Origin of the sequence: Pseudarthrobacter sp. NIBRBAC000502771, from assembly GCF_006517215.1 — a bacterium.
GTDB classification, from domain to species: domain Bacteria; phylum Actinomycetota; class Actinomycetes; order Actinomycetales; family Micrococcaceae; genus Arthrobacter; species Arthrobacter niigatensis.
The window spans coordinates 2,067,404-2,081,411 of record NZ_CP041187.1; the positions used below are offsets into that span (position 1 = coordinate 2,067,404).

Consider the following 14,008-nt stretch of genomic DNA (forward strand, 5'->3'; position numbering starts at 1 on the left):
TCTGGACGGTACATTAGAGGACATGGGAGAAAAGATGTATAGCCACATCTTTGTCGTTTCCGTTGTCACCCTCATGAGGCTGACTACAGGTAACGTCGTCGGTGGCGTGGTTGGGGCAATGCGCTAATGTCTATAATCGGGACACCTGCTCACCATCACACCGACACTCTTCAGTGATGGACCAGTCGTCACACACCCGGCCCAGAATGACGCCGGTCATCTTCCTCTGCCTTTTCGCCATCGCTATTAACGCGGTGCTAATCCAAACTGTCACGACGGACGACTCGGCTCTAAAGAACATCGTTCGGATCGCCGCATTAGGGTTGGTCATCGTCGGAATCATCTTCAGCAATGCCCGGGTTAGCACCGGGATCATTCTGCTGATCCTTTATTCCTTGGTCTTGCTGGCTGTAAGGCAGAACATGGACCAACTCTCGTACATCTTCGTGTTCATCTTGGCGGTCGCCATGTTCGCTATGGAGGAGCGCAAGCTAGAGAAGATTTTGATGCTCGCCTCTTTGGTCTCGCTGGCGCTGGTGTTCGTCTTCCTTGCCGGACACGTCACCACTGACGTCATCCTGGAACCGCGCAGTCGGCATACTTACGGCACCAACGGCGTCCCGTTCTTCTACAATCTCGTCTACGGAGCCGGCGTGATGACCATTGCCTACGCCTACAAGTACCGTTTGCGGGGACGCCTTTGGGTCCTTGTTGGCAGCGCCGCAGCCGCGTCATACCTTTTCCAGCAGACGGATGCCCGCGGCGGATATTACGCGTTCGTCGCCTTCGTCTTGCTGCTATTCGTTGTCCCGCTGCTTAGCCGCATGTGGCTCTTCCGGTTCGCGGCGGCGATGCTGCCCGTCGCATTCCTGTTTTTTGCTTTCTACCTGGCGAGCGTGTACCAGGACTCAGGCGCGAACATACTTTGGAGCTTCCGCCCCAGACTATTTCAGCGGTTCTTCGAAAATGTTGGGCTCTCCGATTTTTTCCTCAGCACGTCGGTAAAGTACTTCGACCGCGCTGTGACCATCGTGGACAACTCGTGGATTCACCTGATGGTCGGAGGCGGGGCGATCCTTTGTGTGTTGTTCTTCATCATGTACTTCCGGGCCGTCATGAACCTCTTCGAAGCTGGCAGGCACGTCGAAATCGCGTTCATCATTGCCACTTGTATTTACTTCAACTCGGAAAGCATCATGCTTCGAATTGAGAACATGTTCGCCATTTACTTTTGGTACCTGATCCTGCGGTACACCAGTCCGCTAATCGCGAGCCAGCGTCTACCCATTGACGCGATGTTGGTAGCGTCCCCCCGGGGGAAGTCCCTGCCGAAGTCTGTTTACAAACGTCTACCCGGTTGGGCGACGAAGGACCGTTTGCCGGTCCGTCGCCTCTGACCGCTACGTCATCGCTACGTTACGCCGGCTTCGCCGGGCCCGATGTGCTATTGCTCCTGACAACTGTCACTAGGACATCGACACGGGAGTCCACGTTTACTGGCTCGTCGCACTGACGCGAATACCGGCCGTAGAGTAGAGGACAACGAGGGCGAAATGCCGGCCGATGCGTGATCGGTGCCGATAGGCGCGAAAATCGGTGCAACTGAGATGTTCATGATGGCGGCAGGGAAAACAGCTAGCCGCCAGCGAGTAGGCCGGTACCCGACGTCTCCGATTGGTTCCTGGCGGCCTTCGACGCAGTTGTTCAGGTCCGCCGCGACGTGATTGTCCACCGTGGTTGAGCTAGGCACGCCGCTTATCTTGGGTCGTGTCCGCGTCGCGTGCTTTTGCCCGGATATGGATGCCAGAGTTTTTCGTTTCTGCGTCTATGCCGTGACAAGTGCCTGGTCAGGTCGGACCAGTTATGTGGACGCACTGTATCTGGAAGAGTGTGTCTATCGGGCAAATGATGTTGAGGCCGTGGGTGTCGATCGGCAGGATGTTCGGGGCTATGTTGTCCTGTGTTGTCGCCCGTGTCCAAAGTGATAGCCGGGGGTAATGAGGGGGCGTGTAGTTCGTTCGCCACAACGTGGGTGCAACCGTCGTCCGTATACAGGGCGGCAAACTCCGGTGTCCCTGGCGGGACGTCGTGCGTTCGGTCCACATAGCAGCCGGGGACTGTGCTCACTTCATTGCCGAGTCGGCGCCCTGGCGTGGACGGCGACAGCTACGTGCGTGAACGCGCCCGAGACTCAGTCGGCAGCAGCGATCTTGAGGGAACCTTGAGTTTTTGACGCTATTTGTCAATTTTGTTGACTCATGGTTGGGTGGTGGGGATGGGGGACGGAAAGACTACTTACCAATGGAGGCTTCTGTGGCTTTTTCGGACTATGCCATCGCCCTGAGCGGCCTGCTCGGCACCCTGCTCGTTCCCTTTGCCGTCCTGTACCAAATGCTGCGGCTCAAGCGCCGCGCACTCCGGATCCCCGTCCGGTCCGCACCCGCACCCAGAGGTTATCAACGCTGACTATGCCGTATGTCGACATCAACCCCCACAAAGGCCGTCCCAAATGGGTGGGCTACGCCATCCTTGCAGTCCTCTCGGTGCTCACTGTGGCCGTGGTCTTCGCCGCTCTGATTCACCACCGCTGACCGGCGGATACTGGGCAAGCTCTCCTGCCGGACCCCCTAGACTTACTGATTGAACCAGTGCCGCACAACCGTTTGCCGAGAACGTCCGGGGGGACAGACATGCCACATCCGGCGGATCAGAATGCAGGCGCCCCAGCAGATGATGCAGGGCAGCCGCAGCTGCGCCGACGCCGCGACCTTCGTCGCGCCGACGGCTCAGTGCAGGATGCCTGGACAGGAACCATGCCAGCCGTAACGCCCGATATGACCAGTTCCAACGACGCCGGGAAGCCGGTGACGCGCCGGTCCTCCTGGGCTGAAGCGGCTGCCGCGGCCGACGCCACGAAACCGTCCCGCGCCCCGGCCCCGGCACAGCCCGCAAAGCAACCAGCTCCTCCCGCAGCCGCACCCTCTGCGCCCCCCATCGCTTCCGTGCCGCCCGCCACTCCACTGGCCGGACGCATCGGCGAACCTGCTGCGGAAGCTGCCGCACCGGCGTCGGACGCTCCGGCCTTCCGCCGGAGCCGGCCCACCGTGGCTGACGAAATCGCCGAAAGTCCCATGCCGGACTTCATCAGCTCGCCCGGCCTGTTCGTCAAGGAGCAGAAACCCCGCCCGGTGGGTGGTTTCCGCGGAGCGCTGTACAAGCTGACCGGAGGCGCGTGGAACCTGGGCCCCGGGCCCAAGCAGCGCCAGGAGGATGAACTGGCCCGCCGCATTTCACGCCAGCTCCAGGGCAGCTACAACACCGCCGTCCTGAGCCTGAAGGGCGGCATCGGCAAGACTTCCACCACGGTGGGCGTTGGCCTGACCCTGGCCGAATACCGCGGCGACGCGCCCTGCGCCATTGACGCCAACCCGGACTCCGGCGACCTGGTGGAACGCGCACTGGGTGAGGGCATCTACCAGCAGTCATCGCCGCGGACCATCACCGACCTGCTGGAAAACATCGAATCCATCGATTCGCTGACCTCACTGGCCCGGTACATGCACCATGCCGGTCGGCTGCACCTGATCGCGGGGGAGCAGGACCCGGAGGTGTCGGACTCGCTGACGGCCGAGGAGTACCTGCGAATCCGCAAGCTGATCTCCAGCTACTACTCCGTGGTGCTGACCGACTGCGGTACCGGCGTGACGCACAACGCGATGAGCGGGATCCTGCAGTCCGCGGACAACCTGGTGATCGCCGCCGGCTACGCGGTGTCCGGCGCCAAGCGGGCCCGCAGCACCCTGCACTGGCTGGCCAGCCACGGGTACGAGGACCTGGCCCGCAACGCCATTGTGGTCATCACGGACAAGGACGAGGTGTCCTCCCGCGTGGACAAGGACGCCATCGAGGAGCATCTGTCGGGGATCTGCCGCGAGCTCATTGCCGTCCCGCATGACCGTGGTGTGGCCGACGGTGATTTGGTTACCCTTGACGTGCTGAAGCCCGAGACGCGGCGGGCCTACCGGGAGATTGCGGCGGCGATTGTGGACGGATACCGCTAGTCCGCTGCGGCAACCAGTGCCGGCAGGAGGGCGAGGCAACCGCTCACGACGGAGCGCATCCGCCTCGTTATCGTGTAACGGGCGAAATCAACATTTGTGGCTTCGGAAGTAAGCGTGAGCAGGTAGCAATGCGAATCTTTGTGAACTAAATAATTTCCTGCCCGAGGAGCGCTGACAACAGCCTTATTCTGTGCAAGCCTAAAGGAATGCGTACGCCTATCGAGCTGATGCAAGAACGGGTGTCAAATGAAGCGGTGGACGGGGACGTAGCTTATTTCAAGGCCTTGCTTCGCTACGGTGAAATGTTGACGAAGGTCGCCGTGGTCAACGCCTTGGCCTTGCTCGATAACGAGCACGACCATCATTTTCGTTACGAAGCTGAGTACAGCCTCGTTCGTGCCAGTGGTGTTGGCGCATGGTCGTATGAGCTACAGCGTTTGGTTACCGGTCCGGCGAAAACTGCCTTCAGAAGAGACGCGAGTTCACTGATGGCGCAGGTGACGCAGAGATTTAGTATTGCATCTGAAGAGTGGCAAGCGCAGGTCTTGAGGCTGCTTGAGGCTGCGGAGCAGTCCTTAGGAGTACCTACCGGCTCTGTCCGAACCGAGAAGTCAGCCATTATTTCCTTTTTTACCCGGTTCACGAACATCAGGAACAAATATGATCACGGTGCACAGGTGCTAGGACAGGTTACTGGTGCCGTCACCCCTCTAGCAGATGCTTTAGGGCTACTCTCACAGAGGTTAGGACTCTTGAATTTACCTTGGGTCTTGGCCCATGAGACACACGCTGGTTCTCCAAGGTACCTGTCTTTCTCTCAAGTTGAACATGATCTTCCGGCGGTCCTTCCGAAAGTTGGGCTTTTCGTACTGCACGGAGAAAAGGCATTGCCCGTTAACCTCGTTGAAGCCTTGCCTGCCGGGACCGACGTATTTTTTGCAAATGGCCATTACAAAGATAAAGACCATACATTCGAGGCCCTGTCCTATGTCACTGGAGCTCATAAGCGGTCCGATGGACATGCATATAGCGTCGAACCCCGCTTACTTTCACAAAGCGAATCCGAGGGACTCGCTCAATTGGATTTACAGGGGTCTACTTGGGGAAATCTTCCCCCGCGAAAGTCGGATTATGTAGAACGAACTGAACTTGAACGTGAGCTCCTTGATGAACTCTTGAACTCAGAGATGGACCCTATCATCACTCTTGGTGGTCCGGGTGGCATCGGTAAGACATCAACTGCCCTTCAAGTTCTGCACACGGTCGCGGAGCGGGGGGATTTTGATCTTATTCTTTGGTTCAGCGCTCGGGACGTAGACCTTATGGATGCCGAAGGAGCAGTCCCTGTGAAGCCTAAGGTCTTAAGTTTTGGGGACGCCGCCAGCTCCTACGCGCAGCTTGTAAGGGAAATGGGCTTTGACGTTAGCGAGCCGGCGGAAGCCTTCAAGGCAGCACTACGGGGTAATTTGGGTGATAGAACCCTTTTTGTGTTCGATAATTTTGAGACCATACTCGAGCCAGCAGCCCTATTTGCGTCGCTAAAGTCTAACTTGCGTCTCCCCAATAAGCTTCTCATAACAACACGCTTTACTGACTTCAAAGGACAGTATCCAATCGACATAGGTGGGATGGAGTTTGATGAGTTTCAAGAATTAGTTGAGACTACAGCAAGTCGATTAGGGATCGTTGCGATTGTAAACTCAAATCCAGCCTTCCCGCGCTCACTTCATCGCGAGACTTTTGGTCATCCCTATGTTGTAAAAATCGTACTCGGTGACATCGCTCGAGAACGGAAGATACACAAGGTTGAACGAGTTCTCGCAAAGCGAGACGATATCCTTGACGCGCTGTTTCAGCGCTCATTCGAGCGCCTGAGCGTGCGTGCGCAACGAACCTTCCTCTTGCTGTGTAGTTGGCGCAGCGTAGTTCCTCTGGCAGCACTGGATGCGGTACAGCGTAGAAGCGGAAACCAGGAAAACCTTGACGTAGAAGCTGCTGTTGAAGAATTACTCGTGAGCAGCATGGTTGAGGTGTTGAGACCGGAAGGCAGGGAGGATCCAAGATGGGTAAATGTACCTGCTGCGGCCTTTAATTTTGGAGCAAGCCGCGTCCGGCACCATGCGTTGAGCAGTGAGATATTAGCGGACAGGGAATATCTCCAACTCCTAGGCCCACTGAAGACTGCTGCCATTGATTCAGAGACGCTCGATCTCAGTCATTTCTTCGGTCGCGTTGCCGAAGAACTGGAACGAGGAGCTCTGCCGAAGGACCAGCTGATGGATATAGCAGTTCATTTAGGCGGAGCTGTCAGCGGCGCCTGGCGCAGTGCAGCAAGGGCTATGAGGGCTGCTGGGGAGTTCAAGGTTGCTCGCAAGCTGTTGACTAACGGGCCCAGTGATGTTGCTAGTTGGCAGAATCCAGACTTGCAGCTCAGGTTCGACGTCCTTTACCAGCTTTCGGACCCCACTCAAGTCGTGGCTGCAGTCGAATTACTCCGACGACAGCTAAAACAGCGTGACTACTATCAGTACAACATTCTGCTTCAGAAGTTGAGTTCGACGTTTACTACCAAGGGGGTTCAGCCGACGCAAGGCCAACGCGAGCGACTGCTCACGGACGTAGTCGTGGCAGCGCGAAGCCATCAGGACTTCGTGGAGCTCAAGACCTCGAACCACCTCGCAGAGCTGGCCGGGGTTCTGGGCTACCGAACCGAGCAAAAGGCATGGCGAAGTGTGTCCGATTACAAAAGAAATCCAAGCCGGTAGAGAATGCAGTGTCGGGTGGGTGCATAAGCGACATTGCGCGATCCGACGTCACGTTGAAATTCGGCTCCAAGCTCTGATGGCTACGCCCCACAGTAAGAACCCCCAGTTACGTCAAAGCGCGGGTGAATAGCGCCTTGGCCTGCAACAGCCACAGAGCCGCAGGGCTCACGAAGTGCGTGGTGGACGTGGCTGAATCGAGGAACGGCCGCTCTTTGACCCGAAGGACCGACGGGCTGTAGGCCACCACCGCGATAATGCTGGCCGTTACCGCCAGCACCGGTCAGGACAGCGGGCTCCCCAACAGCGCCGGCGCCGCTGGGAATGGCACATTGGCGGCATCGCCGCGCGGAGCGTGATCGCTTTTATGGTTCGGTCCAGCGCCCGCCACCCCCTTGCGAGATTAGGGAAGGCCGCTTCGTGTCGAACCACGTCGTTGGTGCCGTACATCGCCAGGTTGTACGGGGGGGCAGAAATTACAGGCAGCCCACGGCCCGGGCCGCGCCGGTCTCCCGCGCCGAGAGCAGGTATGCTGCGCCTACCGGTACTCCGTGTCCACCCAGCACGCCCCAGGAGGACAGCAGGAGCGTACGCAAAAGACCGGTCCGCTGCCTTACTGACGGGCGCGCACCTTCGACGTGCCGGCTTTCGAGGTCCGCCCCAGCAGACTTTCACAACTGCAACAGCAACAGCACGGCACCAGTTCCTGCTGCTTCCTAGTTCCGTCCAGCCTCGGATTCGGCGGCCTAGGAACCATCACGATCACCTTCGCGTGGCCGGGCGCCGCGACATGCGGGATCGCGGCGTTTGGGCTTTCACACGTGCATCAGCTCAGACGAGTGGAAGACATGACTACGATGTGAACGCCTCAGCAGGAGGTCTCTGACACCGAACTTCCCGCCTCATTGAAACGAAGCGGGCATCTTTGTTGAGCGGTGAAGGCGTTCAGACGAGCATGCTGTCAGCCGGCGCGGACTGTGCCTGCCCCGCAAAGATGCTGCTGTCCAGGTCCGCGACGGAAGCCTTGCCCACGAACCCCATGGCGCCCTTGAACTCCTCCTGCAGGATGCTGAACACCCGGTCCACTGCAGGCTCCCCGCCCGTGGCGAGGGCGTATGCGAAGGGGCGCCCGGCCAGCGCGGCCTTGGCGCCCAGCGCGACTGCCTTGACGATGTCGTGCCCGCGCCGGATGCCGCCGTCCAGGTAGATCTCCGCCCGGCCGCCCACCGCGTCAACGATGGACGGCAGCACGTCAATGGTGGCCGGCTGGGAGTCGAACTGCCGGCCGCCGTGGTTGGAGACGAAGATGCCGTCCGCGCCCTCGTCCACCGCCCGGGCTGCGTCCTCGGCGTCCATGATGCCCTTGATCACCAGGTTGCCCTTCCACTCGGAGCGGAGCCTGGCGAAGTCCTCCCAGGTGGCGCCCGGGTTCTTGTTGGACGCCATCCAGTTGTTCATCTCGTCCATGCGCAGCGCGCGGCCGTTGATCTGGTAGTTCCCGTAGGTCATCTTCCGGCCGGTGAGCCACCGCCACAGCCAGGCCGGGCGGGTGGCGGCGTTGAAGTAGTCCGCCACCGGCGGGCGCGGCGGCATGGACAACCCGTGGTGAAGGTCCCGTTCGCGCTTGCTGGAGGACCCGACGTCGCCCGCCACCACCAGCGTCTCCACGCCCACCGCCCGCGCCCGGCTGATGTAGCTGGCGGTCTCCGCCGGGTCTTTCCAGAACGCGATCTGCGCCCACAGGTTGTCGGGGGCCACCCTGGCCACCTCTTCCAGCGAGCAACCGGCCCAGGCACTGTGGATGAAGATGGACCCTGCCCTGACCGCGGCCCTGGCGACGGCAGGATCCGAGCCCGGGTGAAAGATGGTGAGCATTCCCATCGGTGCCACCATCAGCGGCATCGCCAGGTCATGGCCCAGCACCGTGGTGGACGTGCTCAGGCCCCGGAGGTCCACCATTGACCGCTGGCGGAGCATCAGGGCATCAAAGCGGTCCTCGTTGGCGCGCATGGTGGTCTCGTCCAGCGCACCGCCCTCCAAGTAGTCCGAGATCATTTTCGGAAGCTGTTTCCGGGAAGCCTTGCGGTAGTCATCGATGCTGACAATCCATTTGTTTCTCAAGGGTCCTGCTCCAATGCTTTGGGCTAGATGACTTTCGCCAGGAATTGTTTGGTGCGTTCATGCCGGGGTTCGCGCAGGACCGTCCGCGGGTCGCCCTGCTCCACGATGCCGCCGCCGTCCATGAAGATCAGGTGGTCGCCCACTTCCCGGGCGAAGCCGATCTCGTGGGTGACCACGATCATGGTCATCCCGGCGTCAGCGAGCTTGCGCATCACGTCCAGGACCTCGCCCACCAGCTCCGGATCCAGGGCGGACGTTGGCTCGTCGAACAGCATCAGCCGCGGCTCCATGGCCAGAGCCCTGGCGATGGCCACGCGCTGCTGCTGGCCACCGGACAGCGACGTCGGGTACGCGTGGACCTTTTCGGAGAGGCCCACCCGCTCCAGGAGGATCCGTGCCCGGTCCTGGACGGCCTTCCGGTTCTCCTTCTTCACCCGGACCGGTGCCTCGCAGATGTTCTCCAGCACCGTCATGTGCGGGAACAGGTTGAAGCTCTGGAACACCATGCCGATGTTCTCGCGCATCCTCGCCGCCTCGGCATTGTTCTGCGCGTGCAGCCGGCCTTTCCTGACCTTCACGCCAACCGGCTGTCCCTCCACAAGGATGTACCCGCCGTCGAGCGTTTCCAGCTGGTTGATGCAGCGCAGGAACGTGGACTTGCCGGAACCTGACGGCCCGATGATGCAGGTGACGCTGCCCTTGGGGACGGTGAGGTCGATGCCTTTGAGGACTTCCAGGTCCCCGAAGCTCTTGGTGACGCCCTGGGCCTCGATCATCACGTTGCTCATGGCTGGACCTCCTTTGGGGTGATGCCGGGGCTTACCGGTTTGGCCTTGCGCGGCCGCCTGATGCCGCGGCCCGGCGTGATCCCGCCGCGGTTGAAGTGCCGTTCGATGAAGTACTGCCCCAGGCTCAGGATGCTGGTGACCAGCAGGTACCACATGCTGGCGGCGATGAGCAGCGGAATCGTCTTGAAATTGGCGCTGTACACCAGCTGCGCTGAGTACAGCAGTTCCGGGAAGGCCAGGACGCTCACCAGGGAGGTGGTCTTCAGCATGGAAATGGTCTGGTTGCCGGTGGGCGGGATGATGATCTTCATCGCCTGCGGCAGCACAACCCGGGACAGGATGGCGAACCGCCGCATGCCCAGGGCCGTGGCCGCCTCCGTCTGCCCGCGGTTGACGCTCAGGAGCCCGGCCCTGACGATCTCCGACATGTAGGCGCCTTCATTCAGGCCCAGGCCCAGGATTGCCGCCATGAACGGGGTAATCAGCACGTTGGCATCCACCGAGAAGAACTCCGGCCCGAACGGAATGCCCACCGCAATGCGCGGGTAGATGGCGGCGATGAAGCCCCAGAAGAGCAGCTGCACAAAGACCGGCACCCCGCGGAACAGCCACACCAGGAACGCGGCGGTCCCTGCCACAATGGCGTTGGGCGCCAGCCGGGCCAGCGCCAGCAGAACGCCGACGACGATTCCCACGGCCATGGAGATGGCCGTCAGTCCCAGCGTGCGCAGCAGGCCCGTGAACAGCCGCTCCGAGGTGAACCAGCCGAAGACGATGTTCCACTCGAAGCGCGGGTTGGTGACGAGGGAGTAGCCCACCAGGAAGATCGCTGCCAGGACGATCGCGGCAGTGAGCCACAGCCCGCCGTGGCGCTGGTGCGGACGGCCCATCAGCAGCTGCCGGTCCAGTGTTTCGCTGGCCGGTGCTTTGGCGTTTGGTTCCGTGGCGGTGTTGGCCATGGGGCTACTGCGCTTTGTTGAAGGCGAAGTCAGAGATGGCACCGCTGCCTACACCCCACTTGTCCAGGATTTCCTTGTACTTGCCGCTCTTTGCCAGCGACTGCATGCCGAGTTCGATGGCCTTCTCCATGCCCGCACCCTTCTTGAAGCCGATGCTGACGGGGGAGACGTCTTTTTCGCCGAGCAGTTCGATCTGGCCGCCCTGCTTGATGGCGTAGCCCAGGGTGGGTCCGTCGATGTAGACGGCGTCAATGCGGCCGGCGGTCAGGGCCAGGTTGGGTGCCTGCATGTCCGGGTAGGTCATGGCTTCGATGGCCGGGTTGCCGGCGTCCGTGCACGCCTTGGAGAGGGCCGGGAGCCGCTTGAGGTCCTGGAAGGAGCCCTTCAGCACGCCCACGCGCTTGCCGCAGAGGGTGTCGATGGTGAGCTTCTGCGGGTTGCCCGGGGCCACGCCGATGCCGCTGCCGGACTGGTAGTAGTCCACGAAATCCAGGACCTTCATGCGTTCGGTGGAGGGGGACATCTGGGAGATGGCCATGTCGAACTTGCCGGCGGAAATGCCGGGGATGATGCCGTCGAACGGCCCGCTCTTGACCTCCGTCTTCAAGCCCAGCGTCTGGCCCAGGGCCATGGCGATCTCGGGATCAATGCCCTGGATGGTTGTCCCGTCCGCGGCCATGAAGTGCAGGGGCGGGGAGCTCTGGCTCATGGTGACGGTCAGCGTTCCCTTGTCCTTTGCGTCCTTGGGGAGCGCTGCCGCGGCGGCTTCGTCGACCTTGACGGCCTCCGCGGAGCTGGAGGGTTTGGGGGAGTCGGACTGGGCGGAAGAGGACATTTCGGGATTGGAGCACCCGGAGAGAAGGAGGCTCGCCATGGATACTGCGGCCGCGGTCACCAACATCGATCGAAACTGAATCATCTATACGCCTTCGGAGTTGGGGGAGGAGGGCTGGGGGCGTTTGTCCTCCAGCCGTTGAAGGGCAACAGCTGCTGTGTTACAGATCACTTCGCGGTCCGGTATCATGTACCGTACATCATGCACGATTTTCCGCCAACACCCTTTTTAGCGGTCATTGTTTTGTGACCGAGGCGCCTCTGGCGCTGCCTTCGTTGACCGATACTTCGCATAGGATTCCGAAATGAACGCCGCTTCGCCTGAAGAAGAAGTACTCATCCCCGGCCGGCCCATGCTGGCTGACCAGGTGTTCGAGGCCATCCTGTCCCTGCTGCTGGATGACAAGATCTCCACGGGCTCGCCGCTGAGCATCGACGGTCTGGCCAAGCGCTTCAAGGTGTCCTCCACGCCGGTCCGGGAAGCCCTGGCGCGGCTGGAAACCACCGGCATGGTCCGGCGCGAAGCCCTGCGTGGTTACAAGGTGGCCCCCGAACCGACAGCCAGCGACGTCGCGGCGCTGCTGACCTCGCGGCAGATCCTGGAACCCGCGTGCACCAGCATTGCCTGCACCAACGCAACCGAGGAGCTGGTGGCGGACCTGGAAAAGTTCCACCGCGACCTTGAGGCGTCGCGCCATGGGGGCGACACCTTCGCGGGCTACCGGGCCTACTGGCAGGCGGACGAGAACTTCCACCGGCGCATCGTGGAGGCCACCGACAACGAGTTCCTGCTCCGCGCCTACGGCTCCATCGAGGGCCACATCCAGCGGTTCCGGCTCATGGTGCACAACGACATGAGCGGCGACCACACAGTGCAGGAGCACCAGGCCATCATCGATGCCTTCAAGGCCGGCGATCCTGCGGCGGCGACGGCAGCGATGAACAGCCACATCGAGGGGATCAGGAGCCGCTCGCTCAGCCTGCAGAAGTTCGGGCAGCAGGGCTGAGGAGGTAGGTCAAGGCCCGGGCACCTGAAGCCGGTCCATGCGCTCTGACCTGCATGAACACCGACAGCGCCGCCCGGCCGGCAGGTATCCGGGCTTGAAAAATAAGGTATCGGTTACTGGTCAAATTTGCCGGACAGGCGCCTAGCCTTCATCCATGCTGAAGACCGTGTTTAGGATTTTTCGACCTGAGCCAAAATGCAGGTTTTGCGGCCAGGTGCTTCCGCACACTCCCTCTGCGGAATTTTGCTCCCGTGACTGTTACGACAGGTACCACTACCTCAACGGCGCTTCCGGCTCCGGGCAATAGCCACGCTTCGTGGCGAAGGGGCCGGTCTTGGGCGCTCCCGGGCGGAAAGCTGGTGCCGGCTGGGATTATGCTCGAACCATGGCGATGCAAGATTCCCCGGCCAAGACCATCAGGGTCCGCGACAAAGGACCGTGGCGGCGGCGGATGTGGATGTGGATTGTTGCTGCCGGGCTGGACGTGTACATCCTGGGTTTCGTCATCGGGCTGCAGCCATCGGGTCCCCTCTGCGGCAGCCCGCTCCTGCGCGAGAGCCATGCGGCTGAACTGATAGGCCTGCAGAAGGCCGGTATCGGGGCGGCCGCTGTTTGCTACAAGAACATCGATGCCGACTCCGTGCCAGTCTGGACCCTCATGGCCGTCGGAGTCTTTCTCGTCATGGCAGGAGTTGCCGTCCGGATCGTCAGCATCCGGCGTTCCGCCAGTTTGGACTGAGCCGAACTTGTCCACGCGGCAGCGCGCCCGGTGACCACCGGACGCGCCACGGCTGGGACTCTTTCCAGCTCGGGTCCTCAGCCTTTCATGCCGCCGCCCGGGCCACCGGTCTCCGTGGAGGTCACGGTGAAGGACGCATCCAGGTAGACGGTGGCGCGAGTGCCGTCCGACTTGATGATGTGGGCCTCGTAAACAGCACCCTCGGCGTCGTTCTCCACCCGCTGGATAGTGGCGCCCGGATTCGCGGCCAGCGCGGCGTCGGTAACCTTCGTCGCCGTATCACCGGTCAGCAGCGTTTCCGTGATCCCGTTGGCCTGGTGCCCGCCCTTTGACTCGTCCCGGGGCTGGCCCTGCGTCGCGGACGCGCTGCTGCTCGACTGGCTGGAGTCGGTGGTGGCGGCATTCGCCGGCAACGCCGTGGTTGCCAGGGCTCCGCCGCCGATTGCTGCTGCGAGGGCAAGGCCGGCCAGCGTGGACTTCATGGTGGTTTTCATGGGGGGCTCCTTCGTTGTTGGTCCTCCAGGTGGAGGGAATACAACAAGCATTGGGGCCGCTCCTGTCGCCGGTGTAGGGCAGGGCTGTGCAGCCGCTGTGCATGCTGTCAGCTATTTCCGGGCGGGAGGGGCGCGGGTGTGCGCCGTGCGAAAGGCGGGCGTAAAAAAATCGTCAAGGTTTCCGGCCTGGGGCCTCGATCCCGGCTGGCCCGTCCCGCACCGGGGGTACCTTGGATGCAGTGC

General features: G+C 61.4%; 12 protein-coding genes. 7 read left to right on the forward strand and 5 right to left on the reverse strand.

Features of this window, described 5'->3' with window-relative positions:
- The first annotated feature begins 176 nt into the window (after positions 1 to 176).
- The 5 genes from NIBR502771_RS09670 (at position 177) to NIBR502771_RS09680 (ending at position 6,826) form a co-directional block, all read left to right on the forward strand.
- Entirely contained in the window at positions 177 to 1,397 is a 1,221-nt protein-coding gene (locus tag NIBR502771_RS09670; RefSeq protein WP_141159571.1) for a hypothetical protein, read from the forward strand.
- Positions 1,398 to 2,313: 916 nt separating this feature from the next.
- Positions 2,314 to 2,466 (forward strand): hypothetical protein, encoded by a 153-nt coding sequence (locus tag NIBR502771_RS20720; RefSeq protein ID WP_168225736.1) that lies wholly within the window; start codon positions 2,314 to 2,316, stop codon positions 2,464 to 2,466.
- A gap of 2 nt (positions 2,467 to 2,468) precedes the next feature.
- Complete coding sequence (locus NIBR502771_RS21120) at positions 2,469 to 2,591, forward strand: hypothetical protein (protein ID WP_256371470.1); 123 nt, start codon at positions 2,469 to 2,471, stop codon at positions 2,589 to 2,591.
- 222 nt (positions 2,592 to 2,813) lie between these two features.
- The gene (locus tag NIBR502771_RS09675; protein ID WP_246839860.1) at positions 2,814 to 4,061 is read left to right on the forward strand and encodes a MinD/ParA family protein; all 1,248 of its coding nucleotides are present in this window, start codon (positions 2,814 to 2,816) and stop codon (positions 4,059 to 4,061) included.
- Between the two features lie 206 nt (positions 4,062 to 4,267).
- Positions 4,268 to 6,826, forward strand: coding sequence for a hypothetical protein (locus tag NIBR502771_RS09680; RefSeq protein WP_141159573.1), 2,559 nt, complete (start codon positions 4,268 to 4,270; stop codon positions 6,824 to 6,826).
- A 942-nt stretch (positions 6,827 to 7,768) separates the two neighbouring features.
- Here NIBR502771_RS09680 and NIBR502771_RS09690 read toward each other — a convergent pair.
- From NIBR502771_RS09690 to NIBR502771_RS09705, 4 genes are read right to left on the reverse strand one after another with little or no spacing between them, the layout of a single operon-like run.
- Positions 7,769 to 8,944 (reverse strand): alpha-hydroxy acid oxidase, encoded by a 1,176-nt coding sequence (locus NIBR502771_RS09690; protein WP_141159574.1) that lies wholly within the window; start codon positions 8,942 to 8,944, stop codon positions 7,769 to 7,771.
- Between the two features lie 23 nt (positions 8,945 to 8,967).
- Positions 8,968 to 9,732 carry an amino acid ABC transporter ATP-binding protein gene (locus NIBR502771_RS09695; protein ID WP_141159575.1) on the reverse strand — a complete coding sequence of 255 codons (765 nt, stop codon included), beginning with the start codon at positions 9,730 to 9,732 and terminating at the stop codon, positions 8,968 to 8,970.
- Positions 9,729 to 10,691 (reverse strand): amino acid ABC transporter permease, encoded by a 963-nt coding sequence (locus tag NIBR502771_RS09700; RefSeq protein WP_141159576.1) that lies wholly within the window; start codon positions 10,689 to 10,691, stop codon positions 9,729 to 9,731. The genes NIBR502771_RS09695 and NIBR502771_RS09700 overlap by 4 nt, the downstream gene beginning before the upstream one ends.
- A 4-nt stretch (positions 10,692 to 10,695) precedes the next feature.
- Positions 10,696 to 11,526, reverse strand: a complete 831-nt coding sequence (locus NIBR502771_RS09705) for an ABC transporter substrate-binding protein (protein WP_168225737.1) — start codon at positions 11,524 to 11,526, stop codon at positions 10,696 to 10,698.
- Between the two features lie 304 nt (positions 11,527 to 11,830).
- Between NIBR502771_RS09705 and NIBR502771_RS09710 the strand changes: the two genes are divergently transcribed.
- Both NIBR502771_RS09710 and NIBR502771_RS09715 read left to right on the forward strand, forming a co-directional pair.
- Positions 11,831 to 12,532: a GntR family transcriptional regulator gene (locus tag NIBR502771_RS09710; RefSeq protein WP_141159578.1), complete on the forward strand. Its 702-nt coding sequence runs from the start codon at positions 11,831 to 11,833 to the stop codon at positions 12,530 to 12,532.
- Between the two features lie 385 nt (positions 12,533 to 12,917).
- A complete protein-coding gene (locus NIBR502771_RS09715; protein ID WP_141159579.1) occupies positions 12,918 to 13,271 on the forward strand; it encodes a hypothetical protein in 354 nt (117 codons plus the stop codon).
- Between the two features lie 77 nt (positions 13,272 to 13,348).
- On the opposite strand, the gene NIBR502771_RS09720 is transcribed toward NIBR502771_RS09715, so the two are convergent.
- Positions 13,349 to 13,765 carry a hypothetical protein gene (locus tag NIBR502771_RS09720; RefSeq protein WP_141159580.1) on the reverse strand — a complete coding sequence of 139 codons (417 nt, stop codon included), beginning with the start codon at positions 13,763 to 13,765 and terminating at the stop codon, positions 13,349 to 13,351.
- Positions 13,766 to 14,008: the final 243 nt, after the last annotated feature.

What these genes read in the sequence shown, in the direction of transcription:
- NIBR502771_RS09670 (WP_141159571.1), top strand. Translation starts at nt 177, where the DNA reads ATGGACCAGTCGTCACACACCCGGCCCAGAATGACGCCGGTCATCTTC.
- NIBR502771_RS21120 (WP_256371470.1), top strand. Translation starts at nt 2,469, where the DNA reads ATGCCGTATGTCGACATCAACCCCCACAAAGGCCGTCCCAAATGGGTG.
- NIBR502771_RS09675 (WP_246839860.1), top strand. Translation starts at nt 2,814, where the DNA reads ATGCCAGCCGTAACGCCCGATATGACCAGTTCCAACGACGCCGGGAAG.
- NIBR502771_RS09680 (WP_141159573.1), top strand. Translation starts at nt 4,268, where the DNA reads ATGCGTACGCCTATCGAGCTGATGCAAGAACGGGTGTCAAATGAAGCG.
- NIBR502771_RS09695 (WP_141159575.1), bottom strand. Translation starts at nt 9,732, where the DNA reads ATGAGCAACGTGATGATCGAGGCCCAGGGCGTCACCAAGAGCTTCGGG.
- NIBR502771_RS09700 (WP_141159576.1), bottom strand. Translation starts at nt 10,691, where the DNA reads ATGGCCAACACCGCCACGGAACCAAACGCCAAAGCACCGGCCAGCGAA.
- NIBR502771_RS09705 (WP_168225737.1), bottom strand. Translation starts at nt 11,526, where the DNA reads ATGTCCTCTTCCGCCCAGTCCGACTCCCCCAAACCCTCCAGCTCCGCG.
- NIBR502771_RS09710 (WP_141159578.1), top strand. Translation starts at nt 11,831, where the DNA reads ATGAACGCCGCTTCGCCTGAAGAAGAAGTACTCATCCCCGGCCGGCCC.
- NIBR502771_RS09715 (WP_141159579.1), top strand. Translation starts at nt 12,918, where the DNA reads ATGGCGATGCAAGATTCCCCGGCCAAGACCATCAGGGTCCGCGACAAA.
- NIBR502771_RS09720 (WP_141159580.1), bottom strand. Translation starts at nt 13,765, where the DNA reads ATGAAAACCACCATGAAGTCCACGCTGGCCGGCCTTGCCCTCGCAGCA.